Genomic DNA, 18,211 nt, shown 5'->3' with positions numbered 1-18,211 from the left:
TTATACTGTGGGAGTAAAATAATCTGAAAAGAACGGGAGAAGGGGCAACCAGTGCGGCAATCCAAGGAACAACGTGTCCACGAAGTATTTGAAACCATCTCTGAAAAGTATGACTTTATGAATTCCGTCATCAGTTTTCAACGCCATAAAGCATGGCGAAAAGATACCATGAAGCGGATGAACGTCCAAAAGGGCCAAACGGCGCTGGACGTGTGCTGCGGCACCGCGGACTGGACCATTGCCCTGGCCCGGGCCGCCGGACCGGAAGGACTGGTGTACGGGCTGGATTTCAGCGAGAACATGTTGAAAATCGGCCGGGAAAAAATCGACGCCGCGGGGCTGGGCAACATAAAATTAATCCATGGCAACGCCATGAATTTACCCTTCGGCGACAATACATTCGACTATGTAACCATCGGTTTCGGCCTGCGCAACGTGCCCGACTACATGCAGGTGCTCCGGGAGATGCGGCGGGTTGCCAAGCCGGGCGGCAAGGTGGTCTGCCTGGAAACGTCGCAGCCTACCATTCCGGTGTTCAGGCAACTCTATTACGCCTATTTCCGCTTTGTGATGCCGCTGCTGGGCAAGATACTGGCGAAAAGTTACCAGCAGTACTCCTGGCTGCAGGAATCGGCACGTGATTTTCCCGACCGAAAAAAGCTGGCGGAGATGTTCCGCCAGGCAGGTCTCGTAGATATTGAAGCTAAACCCTACGACGGCGGGGTTGCCGCCATGCACATGGGCCGCAAGCCTTAAAGCTGGACATATTTCCAGGGACAGGCCCGGCGCTCCAGGTAGTCCAAGGCGATGTAGATAATAAAGCCCAGCAGGCTCATGGATATAATGCCGGCAAACATCTCCGGGTAAGCCGCCCGGGACCACGCGTCCAGCAGGTAATAGCCCAGCCCCTCCTGGCTGGAGATGGTTTCCGAAAAAAACAGGATGGCGATGGCCGTGCCTGAGGCGATGCGCAGCGAAGTGAGCACCTCGGGCAGCACCGCCGGCCAGACCACATGCTTGTAAATGTCCCACCGGCCGGCCCCCAGGGACTTGACGGAATTGATCACCGCCGGGTTGATGCCCCGGGCGGCGTCCCGGATGGGGACGAGAATTTGAAAAAACACCACCAGCGTGATCAGGGTGATCTTGGAAATGTCCCCGATCCCCAGCAGGGCCATCAGTACCGGCAGAAATACGATCTTGGGCACCGGGTAGACAATGTAAATCAGAGGAGCCAGGCTGCGATCAACCCGCTCCTCCCTGCCCATGATCATGCCGCACGGCACCGCCAGCGCCAGTGATAGCACAAGGCTGATCACCACCCGGTAACTGCTCACCACGAAATGGTGCCACAACCCGCCTGAAATTTCCACGGCAAAAGTATAAAAAGATACCAGCGGGCCCGGCAGGGCGGGCTTGTTCATAACCGAAGCAAGTAGCTGCCAGCCCGCGATTAAAAATAAGATGGATGCAATTGTCCAGAACAAGTTTACATATAATCGCCTGTTCATAATCTCCAACCCTGAAAATATTAACAGGTACTTGAATTTGGTGCTCCGTGATTTCTTCCGTTCGTCTCGCAATTACACCGAACCGCATCCAGTGCTCCACTCGCTCCGGAGAACCGCCAGATCGCCTGCTGCTGTGGCAATTTTGGGCCGGTGATTTTTATAGATTATTACGGAACGAGCTTTTCCCTCAGTTCCGTGGTTAAAGCATGAAATGCCGATGTCTTATGGTAACCCGCTTCCCCCATGCGGGGGTTTTCCACAATGCTCAATACCCTGCCCGGGTGACCGGACAGAACAATAATTTTTTGCCCCAGAAAAACGGCCTCCTCAATGCTGTGCGTCACCAGCACCACCGTCATCCGCTTTCTCTTCCAGATGTCCAGCAGCTGCCGCTGGAGATTTTCCCGGGTCAGGGCATCCAGCGAGGAAAACGGCTCATCCATCAGCAGCAAGTCCGGGTCCAGTGCCATAGCCCTGGCGATGCCGATGCGCTGCCGCTGGCCGCCGCTTAACTGGGACGGATAGCGGTCCCGCATTTCCCACAGGCCGACTTCGGTAAGCACGCGCTCAATCCTGGTGCTTCTTTCCTTCCCGGTTACCCCTCTGATTTCCAGCCCCAGGCCCACGTTATCGTAAACTTTTTTCCAGGGTAACAGGCCGTAATCCTGGAGAATCAGCGCGGTCTCCCGGCGCAGGGGCGCCACCGGCGCGCCGTCCACCAGTACCCGGCCGGAATAGGATTCAAGCAATCCCGAAAGCACGTAAAGCAGCGTGGACTTGCCGCACCCCGACGGGCCGATCAATGCGCAGGTGCTGCCCCGCGAAATGGCAAAAGAGACGTCCCGGAGCGCCGGCACCTCTTGCTTCCCCTGCCGGTAAACCACCGATAGGCCGTTTACTTCAACCATGTTTTTCTGTTCCGCCTGGATCACTGCTCCAGAACCCGCCCGTCCACCAGGTCGTCGTAACCCAGGTCCTTTTGCAGCAGGTTGTGGTCTTTCATCCATTCAATCGTCACAGCCACGCCCTCTTTATCAGGCAGTTGCGGCGGGGAAAAGTGCAGCCGCAGCTTGTGCTCGCCGCCGGTCAACACATCTTTCGGCACCCGGGCGTTTTCCGCCAGGATTTTATCATACTGCAGCGGGTCGGTTTGCAGGTCCTCCACCGCCCTGGCATAAGCCCGCATTAGTTTTTGAATGCTTTCCAGGTTGCGGTCGAGGGTTTCCTTCCGCACGATCACCACGGTCTGGGCCACGGTATTTTTGGTATTATCCACGACAAGATTCGCCCCCTTGATTTCCGCCAGGGTGGCGAACGGATCGGGCAGGGTGGCCGCCTGCACCTGGCCGTTTAATAGCGCTTCCAGCCGGATGGGCAGCTTGGGCATGCTGTTTGTTTTAATTTCTTCGGGCTTGAGCCCCTCCGCCATCAACAGCCGGTCGGTGATATACTCGTTGATGGTGTTCAAGGACAGGGCGATGGGTACGTTTTTCAGTTGTTTCGGGGCGGTAATGCCCGAGCCGGGCGCCGACAAAATGGCAAACCTGTTTTCCCCGGGAGCCGCCCCCTGGCCTACAGAAACCGCCCTTACTTCGGTGCCCGCATTGTTCATGGCGGCAACGGCCAGCATGTCGCCTATGGCCGCGTCGATCCGCCCGGCGGAAAAGGCGCTGTCCCGTTCAAGGGCGCTGGGGAAGGAAATCAGTTCCACTTCCAGCCCCTCGTCCTTGAAATACCCCTTTTCCTGGGCCACCCAAAAAGGCAGGTTGTCGGTAATGGGCATCATGCCGAGCTTGACCGGGGCCGGTTTGTCGCCGCCGCACCCGCCAAGGACAAACAACAGCCCGGCCACCAGTAACGCAACAATCGCCTGTTTACGACAAAAAAACAATTATTATCCCTCCCGGTACATTGATACGATCAAAACTACATTATTTATCTTTTCTATTAGGCATAACTTAAATCCTGCACCGGACGGGGACAAAAACACTCTCCCCGACCGGGTGTGATAATTCGCCGGCAAACAGGCCATAATAACACGGTATACATAACCGGACCACAACGGGAGGGTGTTAAAGCTCATGAAAAAACGTGGTGGAAACGATGCTTCAAGCAAAACCTATAACCAGGGATTGACCCGTAAAGAGGAACTGGACCGGGTCAGGGGGCTGTCCGAAATTGTCGATCCCGAGCGCGGCCCGGAAAACAAAAAATCTTAGCCCACGGTACAATATCACCATGAAAACAGGCGCAAAAAATATTTCCGGTTTAAAAGTAGCGGCGGTATACATGGGCACCGTGGTGGGAGCGGGATTCGCGTCCGGACAGGAAGTTTTGCAATTTTTCAGTTTTTTTGGCCTGCCCGGCATTATCGGTTTGGTGCTGGCCACAATACTGTTTGTTTTTTTTGGCCTGATCATTTTGGAATTGGGGCAAAGATTGAACGCCGATTCCCACCGGGAAGTAATCCAATATGCCGGCGGCCGCTGGCTCGGCATGATCATTGACGGAGTGATCACGTTCTTCTTGTTTGGTGCCCTTACCGCCATGGCTGCCGGGGCCGGGGCCATATTCAAGGAACAATTCGGCTTGCCCTATATTCTCGGCAGCTTGATCATGGCGGGCACGACCATGCTGACTGTACTGGTCGGCATAACAGGTGTAATAAATGCCATTAGTTTTGTGGTCCCGTTATTGCTGGTCTCGGTTTTGGGGATCACCATAGCCACCCTAGTTACCACGCCGGTTGACCTGGATACCATATCCGGTTGGGCCCGGGCCTCCCGGGCCGCCGTACCTTTCTGGCCCCTTTCGGCGGTAACTTACGTTTCATACAATTTAATATTAAGCGTATCGGTACTGGCCCCGCTGGGTAGGCATGTGGGCAACCCAAAAATTTTACAAAAAGGAGCCCTGCTGGGAGGATTAGGCCTGGGCATTGGCGCGCTGGCCATTAACCTGACTCTGTTGTCCAAAGTCCCGGCGGTTTCAGGCTACGAAGTTCCGATGGTGTTTATTGCAGCCCAGTTTTCACCGCTGATTCAAGTGGCTTACAGTATTGTGTTGCTGGCGGAAGTCTATACCACCGCCGTGGGCAGTCTTTACGGGTTTGCCGAAAGGATCACCGATCAGGGTAAACCCGCCTTTAAATGGTTGATTATTGGAACTAGTGTAGTGGCGCTTGGCGCCAGCCAGTTTGGTTTTTCCACTTTGGTCCGGGTATTGTACCCGGCGGTGGGTTATGCCGGGCTGCTACTGCTTGCAGGGTTAATATATGGTTATGCCAAAGAACGTCTTGTCCCGCAGCCGGCTTTTAAACCCGAAAAGTAAGAAGCAACCCCCCGTCTCCTTTAATCCCACACCCGCTCCAGCTTCCACCCGTTGCCGTCCTTGATTAAATCGCACACCAGCCCCTGTTTTGTTTCGCAGCGGTACCGCGGCGGCCCGGGCATGCGCCACCATTCCCGCCGGGACGGCAGCTCTTCCTTTACAGTGCACGCCGTCACCCGGTACCAGACCCGGCGCCAGTAAAACGCCACAGGCAGCCTGTCCCTGGTTTGCACCTTGATTTGTTGCCGGTAAAGCTTGGTCATATTATCACCCGGAAATATTATACCAAACATTTGTTCTATTTTAAAGGCTGTCCAAACAAAGTTTTGCCGTACCCAATAAGCAAAACGTCGTTCATAAAGCTTTTTTTGCGTATTTTCATTATCTGTGCTACAATTGCTTTGAATTAAAAATAAAGACAGGCAGGTGGTAAAATGAGCTTTTTCACGGAAATTAAAGATAAAATATTGTGGGATTTTCGCTTGGAAGATGAATTCAAAAAAAACAGAAAGACCGGCTACGCCTTCGTCATTGATGTTTGCGATCAAACCCCCCGGCTGGCGATATATATCATTAAAGAGCGCCTGAGCAAAACCCAAACCCTGCTTGACCAGCCTCCCCGGGAGATGATGGTCAAGGCCGTGGAGGAACAGGGAGGCAATCTCAAACTGGACAACTTGTTTAACATTAACGACGAAATTCGCCATTGGATCGAGGAAAATCTTATAAAATAACATCGTAAAATATGGATTTTACGATGTTATTATGATATAATTAATTTGTTAACTTTTATGCTTCTCAAAAACAGTTTTCCGAATTTTACTAAAACAAATTTACACATCTGGGGCGATGAAAATGAAATTAACGGAAGAAGAAAAAATAATAGCCGTGGAAACCACCCAACAAATCCTGGCCGGCGTGGACCGGCAAAACCGGGGCCAATTGATCCCGGTGCTGCAAAAGGTGCAGGAAAAATTGGGTTATGTGCCGCAGGTAACCATGGAAAAGGTGGCCAATCACTTTGCCGTGCCGGCGGTGGACGTATACGGGGTGATCACCTTTTACAACCAGTTTCGCCTGACCCCGCCCGGCAAAAACCAGGTCAAGATTTGCATGGGCACGGCCTGCCACATGAGAGGCGCCCACATTATCCAGGAGGCCTGGGAGCGCCGCCTCAACATCACGGTGGGAGAAACCACCCGGGACCGCGAATACAGCCTGGAGCGGGTGGCCTGCGTCGGGTGCTGCACCATGGCCCCGGTGGTGGTGATCAACGAAGAGGTGCACGGCAAAATGACCCCCACCAGAGTGGACGGTTTATTGTTTGCTCATCAACTGGATAAGCAAAAAGCGAAAGAAGGTAATGCCGACAATGAGCAATAATAATGCGGTCGCCGCGGCGGCTTTTGCCGAATTGCAAGAAACCGCCCGGGAAAGCTGGGAACGGCTCAGGGAAAAACCGTTGATCTTGATCGGCGCGGCCACCTGCGGCCGGGCGGCGGGAGCGCTGAGCCTGCTGGAAGAGGTAAAAAACGAAATCAACCGCCTGCAGCTGGACGCAAATATAATTGAAGTGGGCTGCATGGGCCACTGTTACGCCGAGCCGGTCATGGTCATTTACAACGCAGGGTTTCCGGCCATCTGTTACGGATACGTGAAGGAAGGCGTGGGGGCCAGAATAGTGCGCGACTTTCTCACCGAAGGCGACCCGGGCATTGAATTCGCCCTGGCCGCCCTGGAGCCGAACGACCTGTTCCCCACCTTCGCGGATTTCCCCCGCGGGGTGCACGAAAACAAAATCGTGCTGGAGCAATGCGGTTTTATCGACCCCCAAAACATCGACCACTACATCGCCACGGGGGGATACGCCGCCCTGGTCAAGGCGCTGGAGATGTCGCCGGAGGCAATTATTGAAACCATCAAGTCCTCGGGGTTGCGAGGGCGCGGCGGGGCCGGGTTCCCCACCGGCGTCAAGTGGGAAACCTGCCGCAATGCCCCGGGTACGCCCAAGTACGTTATTTGCAACGCCGACGAGGGCGACCCCGGCGCGTTCATGGACCGGACCATCCTGGAATCAAATCCGCACCTGATGGTGGAAGGGCTGGCCATCGCCGCCCGGGCGGTGGGTGCCGAACAAGGGTATGTGTATATCCGGGCCGAGTACCCCCTGGCCGTGGAACGGGTGACCCTGGCCGTGCAGCAGGCCCGGGAAAAGGGACTGCTTGGAAACTCCATTCTCGGTACCGGTTTCAACTTCGACATTGAAATATTCCAGGGTTCGGGCGCTTTTGTCTGCGGAGAGGAAACGGCGCTGATCGCATCCATGGAGGGCAAGCCCGGCATCCCCCGGCACCGGCCGCCTTTTCCGGCGGTATCCGGCCTGTGGGGCAAGCCGACCATCATCAATAACGTCAAAACGTTGTCATATGTGCCCCACATTATGAAAAACGGAGCGGAATGGTTCAAGAGCATTGGCTCGGAGAAAAACCCCGGCACCGCCATATTCGCCCTGGCCGGCAAGGTTATCAACACCGGCCTGGCTGAAGTGCCCATGAGCACCACCCTGAACGAATTAATCTTTGATGTGGGCAGCGGCATCGCGGGCGGCAAAAAGTTCAAGGCGGTGCAGATCGGCGGCCCCTCGGGCGGCTGCCTGCCCGAAACGGCCCTGGACACCCCCATTGACTTCGACTCGCTGACCGGGGCGGGGGCCATGATGGGGTCCGGGGGCATGGTGGTACTGGACGAGGACGATTGTATGGTGGAAATCGCCCGGTTTTTCCTGGACTTTACCCAGAAAGAGTCCTGCGGCAAGTGCACCTTCTGCCGCCTGGGTACCAAGCACATGCTGGATGTGCTGGAAAGAATCACCAGGGGGCAGGGTAGACCCGGGGACATTGACCTGCTGCAAGAACTGGCCGCCAAGGTGAAAGCCGGTTCGCTGTGCAGCCTGGGCAAAACGGCCCCCAACCCGGTGCTGAGCACCATCAAATATTTCCGGGACGAGTACGAGGCCCACATCAACGAGGGGCGCTGCCCTTCCCTGATGTGCAAGGATCTCATTGCCTACTACATTTTGCCGGATAAGTGCGAGCGTTCCTGCGACGCCTGCGTGGGCAGCTGTCCGGTGGAAGCCATTCACGACAACGAGGACCGGATCAAGGTCATTGACCAGAAGAAATGCGTCAAGTGCGACAGCTGCATGGTGGCCTGCCCGCCCCAGTACAAGGCCGTGGTGAAATTGTCGCCGCCTCACCTGGTGCAGGAAAAAGAGAAGGAGTACAGGGAGGGGAAAAAACAATGGCAGAAAAAGTAACCATCACCATCGACGGCCGCACGGTCAGTGCCGAGGCGGGCGAAATGCTGCTGTGGGCGGCCCTGGACAACGGTATTTACATCCCCCACCTGTGCGCCGACCGGGAAGACAAGGAAAACCCCGCCGCCTCGTGCCGGCTGTGCTTTGTGGAAGTGCAGGGCCGCCCCGTCCCTGTACCCGCCTGCACCCTGCCGGTATCTGAAGGCCTGGTGATCAACACCCGCAGTGAGCGGGTGGACGGCCTGGTGGCCGCGGCGTTTGAACTGCTCATGTCCAACCACAAGCTGGATTGCAAAAACTGCCCGGCCAACGGCAACTGCGAGCTGCAGCGCATCGCCAAGGAGCGCAAGCTGAGGCTGAAGCCCAAAAACCTGCCCGTGCTGGAAAGAAACCTGCCGGTGGACAACAGCGTTGCCGGGCTCGTCTACGACCCCAACAAATGCGTGTTATGCGGCCGGTGCGTCCGGGCCTGCCGGCGCGGCGGCAACGCTGTCCTGGGCTTTACCCGGCGCGGCTACGACCGCGTGGTCACCACCTTTGGCGACGTTCCCCTGGCCGAAAGCGGCTGCAGCGGGTGCGGGGAATGCGCCGGGGCGTGCCCCGTAGGCGCGTTCAGTGTGCAAAAATAAGCAAAAGGCTCCTTGCATCACGTGGATGCAGGGGGCCTTTTCATTTTCCGGCACCGCAAAAATCCATTTCCGGTCTTGCATCATGGGCGACTACTGCGCTGTTTCATGTTTTCTAAAACTAAAACACTTCAGCGTATCAACTTTCCAGCAGGTCATGCCCACGTTAACATCAAACGACCGGCCTTCCCCGTGTTGTTCGCCCGGCGAGGCCAGTTCAAGCACCAGGGGGATATAATCCCTGTGCGGCTGTTCCCCCGTGCCGCCGGCGGTCACTTGCACCACCGCGTGCTGGCTATCGGTGTACCGCACCACGCCGACGGCGGGGTTTTTCAAAAGCGGGCCCAGGCTGGTTTTCAGGTCCCCGACAATTTGGGCCAGCGCATCTTTCAGGAAATTTTCATCCTCCGCCAGCAGGGCAACCGTTCCCAGGTCCATGCTCCCCAGGGCGTAAAACCACATACCCATGAAATACCCTTTACCCTGTCTATCCAGCAATCTCCAGAATGCCAGCGCGTCCCCGTCATTTATTGCCTGCAGGAACCTGCCAACCACGCCTGCGCTGCTCTCGTCATATACCGTTTCCGCAAATTTTTGCAAAATATCCCCCCCGTTACACTTCACTTTGGTCCAATCTTATGTCATCTTGCCCGTAAAAGCAAGCCCGACTTTTCATTCCCGTTCATTTGAGCAATCCCGGGTTCTTTTGCACCTTGATCATTTTTATGTTATGGTCCAGCGCGTACCGGGGTAAAATGACGGCATCACTTCCGGGAATTGAAACATTCCCTAAAGCGCCGGCATGGTGCCTTTTGGACGGGGCCATTTTTTCGGCCAGCGCGGCCAGCAGTTCCCGCGGAGGGCTGTACTTACCCTTTGTGCCTGTATCTTCCCCGGTTTTTTTTACTTTTTTTTTACGCACTTTTCTTTTAACCGGGACAACCATAACCGGCGGCACAGCGCTCGGTTGTTCAATTTCCACAGGTACCAGCGCCGGCGCGGCTTCCATCCGGGTTTCCAGCACCGGTTGCGGAACAACCGTTATTTCGTTGCTGGGCCCGGACTCGTTATTGAAAGTAAGCCGTTTAAGTTGTTCTTTCAGATTTTCGGCCTCCACCATCACCATTTTGAGGCGCAGTATATCCCCGGTCGTTCCTCCCCTGCCGGAAGCTTGCTCGATCAGGTCCGAAATGTAAATCATCCAGTCAAACAACCGTTCAAAGCTATTATCGATTTCCTCCAGAAGCGATTTGGCTTGTTTCACCAGCGTGGAACTCAACCAGGCCTGCTCCTCCAGCAAGCTCTGCAATTCCTGTCGATCACCGTTGCTCAAGTTTCCCATCTGCGCGCCCAGTTGCTCCAGCCGCAGCGATATTTCTTCGTATCTTTTAAACAACATCTATACACCTCCCAACTAAATGTTTATACTTTTTACAATTTTTTCCTGCAGCCAGGCAAAAAAAATATTGATTTCGCTGCAATAACCGTTACTTGTATCTGCCGCTGCGGTGTTTTTGCAGATAAATCAATATTTTATTGAGCCCTGGTTGTTTAGACTCCTCTGGGCTTGTTGTCCTTTACTTCTTCTTCGTCTTTGACGCGCTTATTGTTAAAAATGGAACGGAACAGCACCACCCCGAGCCAAACCCCGGAAATGCCGGTAACCACCGGATCGGCAAAAAAGATGTACGGGAACACGTTGCCGCCCGCCTGTATCCAGAGCGGCCCGGGAACCAGGCTCAGCACCGCCGCGGGTATTCCCTGCAAAACCAGTAATTCCTTGTTGATTTTCACCTCAATGACCCAGCCCCAAAAACGCCCCAGTTCGATCAGCATACCCGCCAGCACAGCGGTGGCGGAAAGAAATACAGCCGAACCCCACTCCCCGCCCTCTCCCGGAGCCTGGCGGAATCTGCTATAATAAAAGTACGTATAGATCAATAAAAACACCAAAACACCGATTACCAGCTGCCCGTACGCATACCTCTCTTTTTTGTTCAAAATGTTTCACCCCGTCCCCGGTCATAAATTATTCACGTTCCGGCGCGCCTGCTTCCCGCGGGTTGCGGCATACCATAGGCGGCCACAGATTATCCGGATCCAGCGTTTGAAAAGCCGTTAAAAACCTAGTACGCAGTTCCGGGTATCTTTCACTCAAAGTGGACACCAACTGTTTCATTTCTTCCCTTTTGGTTTTGCCATTAACCGGGCAAAGACTCTTGACAACGGGAATTTCCTGCCGCTGCACCAGGGTTTCCACCGTTTTGCCGGGCAGGTAGATCAGGGGGCGAATCAAGGTAATCCCGCTTCGATCCATGAAAGTAACCGGTGAAAACGTTCTGAACTGGCCGGTAAAAATCAGGCTCATAAAAAACGTTTCAATGGCATCATCCAGGTGGTGCCCCAGCGCCAGCTTGTTCAACCCCAGGTCGCGGGCGGTATTGTTGATCGCACCCCGGCGGAGGTTGGCGCACAACGCGCAGGGATTTTTTTCATTGCGGTGTTTAAAAACAACTTCTCCTATGTCCGTTAATTTATTGGTAAAGGGAATTTCTCTCCGGCGGCAAAAATCCTCCATCACACCTACGTCCATGGGCCAGCCGGGATTAACAAATATCGCGTGCAGTTGGTAACGCACCGGAATCTCCCTGCGAATCAAGTGCAGCAGGTGCAACAGCGCCATGCTGTCCTTGCCCCCGGACAGGCCGACCGCCACCCGGTCCCCGTCGACGATCATGCCGTAGTTGGTCATAGCCCTTTTTACTTTTCCCTTTACCCATTTAAGGTGTGAATCCTGCATCCATCATCCCATTCCACAATCAAGTTAATTTTTAATCAATATTCTACATTATACGGGAGATTTTAAACATGAAAAAGGTTTTAACAATGTTTTTAATCGCCGTGCTCTGCCTGTTCTTCACCTCGGGCTGGCATTATCCGGCCGGGGGAAAAGTATTGCTCACCTTCGACGACGGCCCCAACCCCCTTTATACACCGGAGATACTAACATTATTACAGAAAAACAACATTAAAGCCACGTTTTTTGTGGTGGGGCAGGAGGCTTATAAACACCCCGAACTATTGGCCGAAATCAGCCGGCATGGTCACCTGCTCGGTATCCATACCTACACCCACCGCAACATCACCACCCTGTCCCGAGAGGAATTGCAGGAGGAAATCAGGTTAACCGCCGAATCAATTAACAGTATAACGGGCCAAAACCCTGTTTACTTTCGCCCGCCGCGGGGAAAATATGCGCCGGAACAGTTGGCCATAATCCGCGGCATGGGCTATACCCCCGTTAAATGGGATGCCTGCCTGGAGTATAATGGAATTAATGATCCGGAACTGCTGGTACGTATGCTGCTCAAACGGATCCGCGGAATACCGAACCCGGTAATACTCCTGCACGACGGCGATCCCACGTACCGCCACGACCGCACCCCCACCGTAAAAGCATTGCAGTTATTGATCAACGAGCTGCGGAAACAGGGCTACGAGTTTGCCGACCCCGGTGAAAGTTACAGGTACAGGCGGGTGGAATTGTAGGAGGGATTTTTTTGCTGATCAGGCTATGTATCGTACAATTTGATCGCAGCGAGAAGCGGCCGGAGGTTAACCGGGATAAAATGACCGGCTTGTTGAAAGGTATCCCCGCGGGCACCGGTGTTATTTTATTGCCCGAAGGGTGGCTGGGCCCGCTGGTGATTGATCACGATGATCATATGGCACTGTTGCATGACCTGCAAAATTGCCTGCCCCCCGGTGACCCGCTTCTGGTTACCGGCGGGCAGTATGTCCGTTGTCCGGAAGGCCGGGTGATCTCCACCGGCGCGCTGGTTAACCGGAGGGAAATTCTTTTTTACGACAAACATTTTCCATCCGGCGCCATCGGTGAAAGGAACTTCGTCGTTCCCGGCAGCAGGCTGCCCGTCGCTTCGCACCGGGGTATCAAGGCCGCCGCCGTGCTCTGCGTCGATCTATTTTACCCGGAAATCACGCGTAACCTGGCCATGCGGGGCGCACTGCTGGTGTTAAACCCCGCCAATATACCGGCTGGTCGCATGGACCTCTGGCAGCATATCGGAATCACCAGGGCGGCGGAAAACACCGTCTTTCTGGCCATGGCCAACAACACCCTGACCAGGTATCCCGACGGCCGCGAAGTCACGGGCAGGAGTTTCGTGGCCGGCCCCGACGGTATTTTCTTTTATGATTGCGGCAGTGAACCGGGGACATACCTGGTTGAACTTGATTTGGGGCTGGTTGACCGGGTCAGGCAAAGGTGGAAATACCTTGAGGACGTCCGGAAAAGTCATCTGGCTCCAAGTAAACCCGGCAATAACAGTTAAAAAAAATTATACCAGGAATATCTCGAAGTGAAAAGCCGCCCGGTGGGGCGGCTCGTGGTTATATCCTGGCAATCCAGTTGTAACCGTTGTTATTGTCCCAGTTGTTGGCGCTGTCCTTGAAGCAAAAGGCCAGGGTATGGTTTTTCATCGGCACGTTTTTCTCCCAACCCCTGGCGGTGCGATCCATTTGCATGGTAGTTACATCACGCCAGTTATTGGGATCGCCGTAACCACAATGCAGGAACACCCGGTCCGCTCCGGACTTGCTCAGCAAGCCGTTATAGGTGATATTGATCTGGTTGCCAAAAGCGGGGGTTACTTCCACACCCCTTTCAATATCCTTCCAGCCCTGCAAAATTAACACCTCCGTCTTTTTTTGGACTGATTTATTTATCCTGAAACATTAGTTATAATGCTTTTTTTTGATTCATTTATACATGGAAAAATGGACCGCATCCAGTGTTCCACTCACTCCAGAAATCCGCCGGATCGCCTGCCGATGTGGTGTTTTTGCAATTAAATCAAATAATGGATTTGGCGTGCCCGGTTTCGGATGTGCTTTTTGCAGCACGGAAACAACCAGCGTGATCAGTTGGTTACTTAACCTAATTTTTAGAGATAATGCTTAAAAAGCAATCTTAGTTCTTTGACTTTTAACAAAATAGTGATAGAATAACCTCAAAATAATTATGGACTGCGGTTTGGTCGGACCAACAACTCCAAAGAATACTTTTGAGGAGGTAAGGTCCCATGATTGTAAAGGTTAAGGGAATTGCATACGACATTTCGGGCTCTCCCATAATTTTACTTACGGACCCTGCGGAACAAAAAGTTTTGCCCATCTGGATCGGGCTGCTTGAGGCTCATTCCATCGCCCTGGCCATGGAGGGCACGCCACCGCCCAGGCCCATGACGCATGACATCACCCTGACCATCTGCCAAACCCTGGGAGCAAAATTAACCGGCGTGGAAATAACCCAGGTCAAGGACAACACTTATTTCGCCGAACTGTACCTGTCTTCCAACGGCAATGATTACCTGATCGATATCCGGCCCAGCGACGCCATCGCCCTGGCCGTCCGGGCGGGAATACCCATCAGGATCTCGGAATCACTCCGGGAACAGATGCTGGAAATAAAGCAAATCCTGGACGAAGAAACGCAGCAGGAGATGGAACGCTTGATGGAAGAATATAAAAAGTCGCTGCATTAAAAAGCCCGCCTGTCAACAGGCGGGCTTTTGTGTAATCTGCGTTATTGTTAAGAACGCCCTGCAAGGCTCCCGGAAAGCGGCACCCGGACGACTTGACGCTATGTGACCACCGGTATGTCAATACACACCGCCGTTCCCTTGCCGGCGTTACTGCGCAATTTAATCCTGCCCCCGTGGGAGCCGATTATTTTCTTGCAAACTGTAAGGCCAAGGCCAACACCGTCCGGCTTGGTGGTAACAAAGGGCTCAAAAATTCTGTCGCGCACTTGCTGATTAACACCGAGACCGGTGTCCTCCAGTATTACATAGACCCGGCCCTGGTTTTCGGTGGTAATGATGCGCAGGCGGCCTCCCCCGGGCATGGCGTCAAGGGCGTTTTCGATGATATTTCCGAATACTGTATGCATCTTTTCCCGGTCCAAAAGCATTTTCGGCAAGGGGGAGTAATCCTTGACGATTACCACATCAGGGTCCATAATTGGTCTCAGGGTTTGCACAACTTCATCCAGCAATTCGTTAACATCCACCCATTCCTGGTTCAGATTGAGGTCACGGGAAAGGTTGAGCAAAAAGCTGATTGTTTTCTCCATTTTCTTGATGGAGCGGTCCATATGCTCCAGGTCCTGCTGGGCCATCACCCCGGAGGTGAAATTCCTGGCCAGAGAGTAAAAAGACATTTTTAAACTGGATATCGGGTTGCGCAGTTCTCTGGCCATGACGGAGGAAACGGAACCCAAGAGTTGCAGGTGCCGGTCTTCATCGCCGTTATCATTGGAATCCGGTTCCGTAGCTTTTTGCCCGTTCGGGGATACCGCCACCCCGTCCATCTGCCAGCTGATTTGCTTGATTTTAATATTCCGGATTGCCGGCACAAGCAAATTAGTTACCATTTCTAAAATTTGCATATCCTTTTCGTTGAAATCCCCGGCCTCCGCAGCGCGTCCCAAATGGACGCTCCCCAGAATACGGTGGCCGTCTCTGAGCGGAGCTCCCGCGGTGTACATTATGCCCAGCGGCGCCAGCACCTGAACGTAAAAGGGATGTTTTTTGATTTGATCCGCCCCTAAAATTTGGGTGGAACGCCAGGGCCTGCCGGTAGCCTTGATTTTTTTTAGCAAAAAGTTGGTACCGGCCCGGTTGCTCAGGGAAGTAAATATTTCCTCGTCAACACCCACCGCCGCTTTAAGGTTAAACCTGCTTTTTTCCTTGAGATACAGGCAGCCCAGTTTATAATCCATAATCTGAGACAAATAAACGTGAATGACTTCAAACATATTATTTAGAGGCAGGCTTGACGTGATAACTCTGCTGATTTCCAGCAGCACGGACAGCTCATGCGGCGAAAGCCCGGCGCCTTTTTCCTTTTCCCGGGATACGGGCAACTTGATCACCCTTACCTTGTTGATGTATGGCAAGCATGGTCCGGTGTTTCGTTAACCAAATTATTTATATTATCATTGCATCTCAACAAAAAGGGTGTCAACAAATCGCCTGCGAATGGTCGCTTCCTTCACCCCTGCGGTATTTAACCGGGATAAAGCGCCGCTATTCGTCAAAGATCAGTGCTACTTATACCCCGCAAGCAACTGTTGTTGCCTGCGCACCGAACCCTTCAGAATCAGCCTGTAAATCCCCGCCACCAGGTCCGGGTCGAGGTTGTTTTCCCGGGCCGATTCCCTGACCCGGAACATGATTTCTTTTTCCCGGCGGCTGTCCACCACCTCTTTAATGCCGGCTTTAAACGCGGCCACCCGGTCCACCAGGCCCTGGCGCAGGGTTAAAAGCTGTATTATTTCCGCGTCCACCAAATCAATCTTGCCACGCAAACCCGCCAGGCTCTCCCGGCCTGGAAGTTCCGCATCGTTCCCGCGGGCCTGTTTGGCGGCGGGGTAACATCCCAGCCGCTTCAACCAGATGGCGTGCTTTTGCACCTCGCCGAGGGCGCCGGCCACCGCCCGGTCCTCTTCCCGCCCTTCCACATCGATAAAAAAGATGTAGTCCCCCAGCCTGCCCCCGGCCGGCCTGGATTCAATCCGGGTCAGGTTGATTTCCCGCAGGGAGAATTCCCGTAAGATCCGGTACAGCGCGCCGGGGCGGTCTTTTACGGCCAGGGCTAGAGAGGTTTTGGCCGGTCCGCCGAACACTTTTTTGTCCCTGCCCAGCACCAGGAACCTGGTGGTGTTGTCATTGTTGCTCTGGATGCCGGCATCCAAAATCTCCAGCCCGTAAGTTACGGCAGCGCTATCGGAACCAATGGCGGCCAGGGGTTCCACTGATGCGGCAACCGCCGAGGCCGCGGCGGCGGTGCTGGCCGTTTCCACCACCGGCACACCCGGCAGCCTGGCCTGAAGGAATTTCCGGCACTGAGCCAGGGCCTGGGGGTGTGAATAGACCTTTTTTATTTCCGCCGGCGCCACCCCGGGACGGGCCATCAAGTGCTGGCGCACCGGAAGCAGTAATTCATCCACAATATATACCTGATCCGTCGCCATTAGCAGGTCGTGCGTTTCCCCCACCGGGCCGCCCGTGGAATTTTCCGCCGGTACTATGCCCTTTTCCAGCCCGCCTGCTTCAACCTGTCTGAAAATCTCTTCCAGGTTGTTATAACAGACCGGGATAAGCCCCCGGGCACCGGCGTAGCGCAGCGCCGCCGTATGCGAAAATGTGCCCGGGGGGCCCAGGTAACCCAGCGTGCGCATTTTATTCCCTCCCCTCATCTAGCTTCCGGCCCACCGCGGCGGCCATGGGCCGCAGTTCGGACATCAGCGCTTCAAATTCCCCGGGGTCCAGGGATTGCTGGCCGTCACACAGCGCAGCGGACGGGTCGGGGTGCACCTCAATAATAAGCCCGTCGGCTCCCGCCGCCACCGCCGCCCTGGACATGGGCCCCACCAGTTCCCGCTTACCGGTGGCGTGGCTGGGATCGACAATGATGGGCAGGTGGGTCAAAGTTTTGGCCAAAGCCACCGCGCTCAGATCCAGAGTGTTCCTGGTGCTGTTTTCAAAGGTCCTGATGCCGCGCTCGCACAAGATCACGTTTTCGTTGCCGGACGTGACGATATATTCAGCGGCCATCAACCATTCCTCCACCGTGGCCGACAGGCCCCGCTTGAGCAGCACGGGTTTGCCCGCCCGGCCCGCCAGCTGGAGCAGGCGGAAATTCTGCATGTTCCTGGCCCCGATTTGGACCATGTCCACGTATTCGCTGGCCAGCTTCAGGCTTTCCTCGTCGATAACCTCGGTCACGCAGGCCAGGCCGGTTTCCGCGGCAGCCTCCGCCAAGAGGCGCAGCCCCTCTTCCTCCAGCCCCTGGAAACTGTACGGCGACGTCCTCGGCTTGTACGCCCCGCCCCGCAATACGGTGGCGCCGGCCCGACGTACTGCCCGGGCGGCGGCCAGCAGTTGCTCCTTGCTTTCCACGGCGCACGGCCCCGCAATCACAACCAGCCCGGAGCCGCCCACCTCCATCGGGCCAACCCGCACCACCGTATTTTCCTCTTTGAACTCGCGGCTCACCAGTTTATACGGTTTCATCACCCGCAGCACCTTTTCCACCCCGGGCATATTCTCCACGTGGGTTATGTCGATGGACTGCCGGTCTCCCACGGCGCCGATGACGATGCGCTTGACTCCCTTGATCATTTGCGTTTGAAAACCGCAGGCGTGCAGCCTGCCGTTCACCCTGGCAATCTGCTCCGGGCTTGAATTCAGCTTCATTACCACGACCATCAAAATCCCCTCCGGAAAAATATAATAAGCCCGTCGCATCATCCCGGCAGGGACGAAAGCGACGGGCTGCTTCCGCGGTACCACCCTGTTTGGCCCGCATATGCGGGCCCCCTCATTAAAGGTACGGGAAAATAT

22 protein-coding genes and 1 other annotated feature (1 of these 23 running past the window's edge) are annotated in these 18,211 nt (G+C 54.7%); of the genes, 10 read left to right on the top strand and 12 right to left on the bottom strand.

Annotated features, from left to right (window positions below; translation table 11 throughout):
- Positions 1 to 51 precede the first annotated feature (51 nt).
- Positions 52 to 756, top strand: a complete 705-nt coding sequence (menG, locus tag IT084_RS13600; protein WP_195713442.1) for a demethylmenaquinone methyltransferase — start codon at positions 52 to 54, stop codon at positions 754 to 756.
- Here the strand turns inward: menG and IT084_RS13595 are convergent.
- The 3 genes from IT084_RS13595 to IT084_RS13585 form a co-directional block, all read right to left on the bottom strand.
- Entirely contained in the window at positions 753 to 1,511 is a 759-nt protein-coding gene (locus IT084_RS13595; protein WP_195713441.1) for an ABC transporter permease, read from the bottom strand. The two genes, menG and IT084_RS13595, sit on opposite strands and share 4 nt — an antisense overlap.
- Positions 1,512 to 1,678: 167 nt before the next feature.
- The gene (locus IT084_RS13590) at positions 1,679 to 2,419 is read right to left on the bottom strand and encodes an ABC transporter ATP-binding protein (protein WP_195713466.1); all 741 of its coding nucleotides are present in this window, start codon (positions 2,417 to 2,419) and stop codon (positions 1,679 to 1,681) included.
- A gap of 20 nt (positions 2,420 to 2,439) precedes the next feature.
- Complete coding sequence (locus IT084_RS13585) at positions 2,440 to 3,402, bottom strand: ABC transporter substrate-binding protein (RefSeq protein ID WP_195713440.1); 963 nt, start codon at positions 3,400 to 3,402, stop codon at positions 2,440 to 2,442.
- A gap of 190 nt (positions 3,403 to 3,592) precedes the next feature.
- On the opposite strand from IT084_RS13585, the gene IT084_RS13580 reads away from it, so the two are divergent.
- On the top strand, positions 3,593 to 3,730 hold the full coding sequence (locus IT084_RS13580) for a hypothetical protein (RefSeq protein WP_195713439.1): 138 nt from the start codon (positions 3,593 to 3,595) through the stop codon (positions 3,728 to 3,730).
- On the top strand, positions 3,690 to 4,841 hold the full coding sequence (locus IT084_RS13575; protein ID WP_243276972.1) for a hypothetical protein: 1,152 nt from the start codon (positions 3,690 to 3,692) through the stop codon (positions 4,839 to 4,841). The genes IT084_RS13580 and IT084_RS13575 overlap by 41 nt, the downstream gene beginning before the upstream one ends.
- 20 nt (positions 4,842 to 4,861) lie before the next feature.
- On the opposite strand, the gene IT084_RS13570 is transcribed toward IT084_RS13575, so the two are convergent.
- Positions 4,862 to 5,104 carry a hypothetical protein gene (locus tag IT084_RS13570; protein WP_195713438.1) on the bottom strand — a complete coding sequence of 81 codons (243 nt, stop codon included), beginning with the start codon at positions 5,102 to 5,104 and terminating at the stop codon, positions 4,862 to 4,864.
- A 171-nt stretch (positions 5,105 to 5,275) separates the two neighbouring features.
- Here IT084_RS13570 and IT084_RS13565 point away from each other — a divergent pair, with 171 nt between their 5' ends.
- From IT084_RS13565 to IT084_RS13550, 4 genes are all read left to right on the top strand, one after another.
- Entirely contained in the window at positions 5,276 to 5,575 is a 300-nt protein-coding gene (locus IT084_RS13565; RefSeq protein WP_195713437.1) for a DVU0772 family protein, read from the top strand.
- Positions 5,576 to 5,696: 121 nt separating this feature from the next.
- Positions 5,697 to 6,224, top strand: coding sequence for an NADH-quinone oxidoreductase subunit NuoE (gene nuoE, locus IT084_RS13560; RefSeq protein WP_195713436.1), 528 nt, complete (start codon positions 5,697 to 5,699; stop codon positions 6,222 to 6,224).
- Positions 6,214 to 8,157: an NADH-quinone oxidoreductase subunit NuoF gene (nuoF, locus tag IT084_RS13555; protein ID WP_195713435.1), complete on the top strand. Its 1,944-nt coding sequence runs from the start codon at positions 6,214 to 6,216 to the stop codon at positions 8,155 to 8,157. The genes nuoE and nuoF overlap by 11 nt, the downstream gene beginning before the upstream one ends.
- Complete coding sequence (locus IT084_RS13550; protein ID WP_195713434.1) at positions 8,142 to 8,786, top strand: 2Fe-2S iron-sulfur cluster-binding protein; 645 nt, start codon at positions 8,142 to 8,144, stop codon at positions 8,784 to 8,786. The genes nuoF and IT084_RS13550 overlap by 16 nt, the downstream gene beginning before the upstream one ends.
- 90 nt (positions 8,787 to 8,876) lie before the next feature.
- Here IT084_RS13550 and IT084_RS13545 read toward each other — a convergent pair whose 3' ends face one another.
- The 4 genes from IT084_RS13545 to IT084_RS13530 all read right to left on the bottom strand — a co-directional run bounded on the left by IT084_RS13545 (position 8,877) and on the right by IT084_RS13530 (position 11,583).
- Positions 8,877 to 9,383, bottom strand: coding sequence for a hypothetical protein (locus IT084_RS13545; protein ID WP_195713433.1), 507 nt, complete (start codon positions 9,381 to 9,383; stop codon positions 8,877 to 8,879).
- An 82-nt stretch (positions 9,384 to 9,465) separates the two neighbouring features.
- A complete protein-coding gene (locus IT084_RS13540) occupies positions 9,466 to 10,182 on the bottom strand; it encodes a hypothetical protein (RefSeq protein WP_195713432.1) in 717 nt (238 codons plus the stop codon).
- A 152-nt stretch (positions 10,183 to 10,334) separates the two neighbouring features.
- Entirely contained in the window at positions 10,335 to 10,784 is a 450-nt protein-coding gene (locus IT084_RS13535; RefSeq protein ID WP_195713431.1) for a hypothetical protein, read from the bottom strand.
- Positions 10,785 to 10,812: 28 nt separating this feature from the next.
- The gene (locus tag IT084_RS13530) at positions 10,813 to 11,583 is read right to left on the bottom strand and encodes an ATP-binding protein (protein ID WP_195713430.1); all 771 of its coding nucleotides are present in this window, start codon (positions 11,581 to 11,583) and stop codon (positions 10,813 to 10,815) included.
- Positions 11,584 to 11,651: 68 nt separating this feature from the next.
- On the opposite strand from IT084_RS13530, the gene IT084_RS13525 reads away from it, so the two are divergent.
- Complete coding sequence (locus IT084_RS13525; RefSeq protein ID WP_195713429.1) at positions 11,652 to 12,332, top strand: polysaccharide deacetylase family protein; 681 nt, start codon at positions 11,652 to 11,654, stop codon at positions 12,330 to 12,332.
- Between the two features lie 11 nt (positions 12,333 to 12,343).
- Positions 12,344 to 13,135: a carbon-nitrogen hydrolase family protein gene (locus tag IT084_RS13520; RefSeq protein ID WP_195713428.1), complete on the top strand. Its 792-nt coding sequence runs from the start codon at positions 12,344 to 12,346 to the stop codon at positions 13,133 to 13,135.
- Between the two features lie 58 nt (positions 13,136 to 13,193).
- On the opposite strand, the gene IT084_RS13515 is transcribed toward IT084_RS13520, so the two are convergent.
- Positions 13,194 to 13,499: a carbohydrate-binding protein gene (locus tag IT084_RS13515; RefSeq protein ID WP_313885483.1), complete on the bottom strand. Its 306-nt coding sequence runs from the start codon at positions 13,497 to 13,499 to the stop codon at positions 13,194 to 13,196.
- A gap of 386 nt (positions 13,500 to 13,885) precedes the next feature.
- On the opposite strand from IT084_RS13515, the gene IT084_RS13510 reads away from it, so the two are divergent.
- Positions 13,886 to 14,347, top strand: a complete 462-nt coding sequence (locus IT084_RS13510) for a bifunctional nuclease family protein (protein ID WP_195713426.1) — start codon at positions 13,886 to 13,888, stop codon at positions 14,345 to 14,347.
- Between the two features lie 98 nt (positions 14,348 to 14,445).
- Here the strand turns inward: IT084_RS13510 and IT084_RS13505 are convergent, their stop codons facing one another.
- The 3 genes from IT084_RS13505 to aroF all read right to left on the bottom strand — a co-directional run bounded on the left by IT084_RS13505 (position 14,446) and on the right by aroF (position 18,076).
- Complete coding sequence (locus IT084_RS13505) at positions 14,446 to 15,738, bottom strand: GAF domain-containing sensor histidine kinase (protein ID WP_195713425.1); 1,293 nt, start codon at positions 15,736 to 15,738, stop codon at positions 14,446 to 14,448.
- A 174-nt stretch (positions 15,739 to 15,912) separates the two neighbouring features.
- Positions 15,913 to 17,046: a prephenate dehydratase gene (gene pheA, locus IT084_RS13500; RefSeq protein WP_195713424.1), complete on the bottom strand. Its 1,134-nt coding sequence runs from the start codon at positions 17,044 to 17,046 to the stop codon at positions 15,913 to 15,915.
- A gap of 1 nt (position 17,047) precedes the next feature.
- Positions 17,048 to 18,076, bottom strand: a complete 1,029-nt coding sequence (gene aroF / locus IT084_RS13495) for a 3-deoxy-7-phosphoheptulonate synthase (RefSeq protein ID WP_195713423.1) — start codon at positions 18,074 to 18,076, stop codon at positions 17,048 to 17,050.
- Between the two features lie 45 nt (positions 18,077 to 18,121).
- Positions 18,122 to 18,211: a binding site (T-box leader), on the bottom strand (it continues 310 nt past the right edge of the window).

Source organism: Desulfallas sp. Bu1-1 (assembly GCF_015594625.1).
Classification (GTDB): Bacteria; Bacillota; Desulfotomaculia; order Desulfotomaculales; family Desulfallaceae; genus JADNRQ01.
Note: the sequence above shows the minus strand (reverse complement) of the source record. Positions and strands in the feature narration are given on the sequence as shown.

Excerpts from the sequence above, each read along its gene's own strand:
- IT084_RS13580 (WP_195713439.1), top strand. The coding sequence starts at position 3,593 with ATGAAAAAACGTGGTGGAAACGATGCTTCAAGCAAAACCTATAACCAG.
- nuoF (WP_195713435.1), top strand. The coding sequence starts at position 6,214 with ATGAGCAATAATAATGCGGTCGCCGCGGCGGCTTTTGCCGAATTGCAA.
- nuoE (WP_195713436.1), top strand. The coding sequence starts at position 5,697 with ATGAAATTAACGGAAGAAGAAAAAATAATAGCCGTGGAAACCACCCAA.
- aroF (WP_195713423.1), bottom strand. The coding sequence starts at position 18,076 with ATGGTCGTGGTAATGAAGCTGAATTCAAGCCCGGAGCAGATTGCCAGG.
- IT084_RS13590 (WP_195713466.1), bottom strand. The coding sequence starts at position 2,419 with ATGGTTGAAGTAAACGGCCTATCGGTGGTTTACCGGCAGGGGAAGCAA.
- IT084_RS13540 (WP_195713432.1), bottom strand. The coding sequence starts at position 10,182 with ATGTTGTTTAAAAGATACGAAGAAATATCGCTGCGGCTGGAGCAACTG.
- IT084_RS13595 (WP_195713441.1), bottom strand. The coding sequence starts at position 1,511 with ATGAACAGGCGATTATATGTAAACTTGTTCTGGACAATTGCATCCATC.
- IT084_RS13510 (WP_195713426.1), top strand. The coding sequence starts at position 13,886 with ATGATTGTAAAGGTTAAGGGAATTGCATACGACATTTCGGGCTCTCCC.
- IT084_RS13570 (WP_195713438.1), bottom strand. The coding sequence starts at position 5,104 with ATGACCAAGCTTTACCGGCAACAAATCAAGGTGCAAACCAGGGACAGG.
- IT084_RS13530 (WP_195713430.1), bottom strand. The coding sequence starts at position 11,583 with ATGCAGGATTCACACCTTAAATGGGTAAAGGGAAAAGTAAAAAGGGCT.
- IT084_RS13565 (WP_195713437.1), top strand. The coding sequence starts at position 5,276 with ATGAGCTTTTTCACGGAAATTAAAGATAAAATATTGTGGGATTTTCGC.
- IT084_RS13525 (WP_195713429.1), top strand. The coding sequence starts at position 11,652 with ATGAAAAAGGTTTTAACAATGTTTTTAATCGCCGTGCTCTGCCTGTTC.
- IT084_RS13550 (WP_195713434.1), top strand. The coding sequence starts at position 8,142 with ATGGCAGAAAAAGTAACCATCACCATCGACGGCCGCACGGTCAGTGCC.
- pheA (WP_195713424.1), bottom strand. The coding sequence starts at position 17,046 with ATGCGCACGCTGGGTTACCTGGGCCCCCCGGGCACATTTTCGCATACG.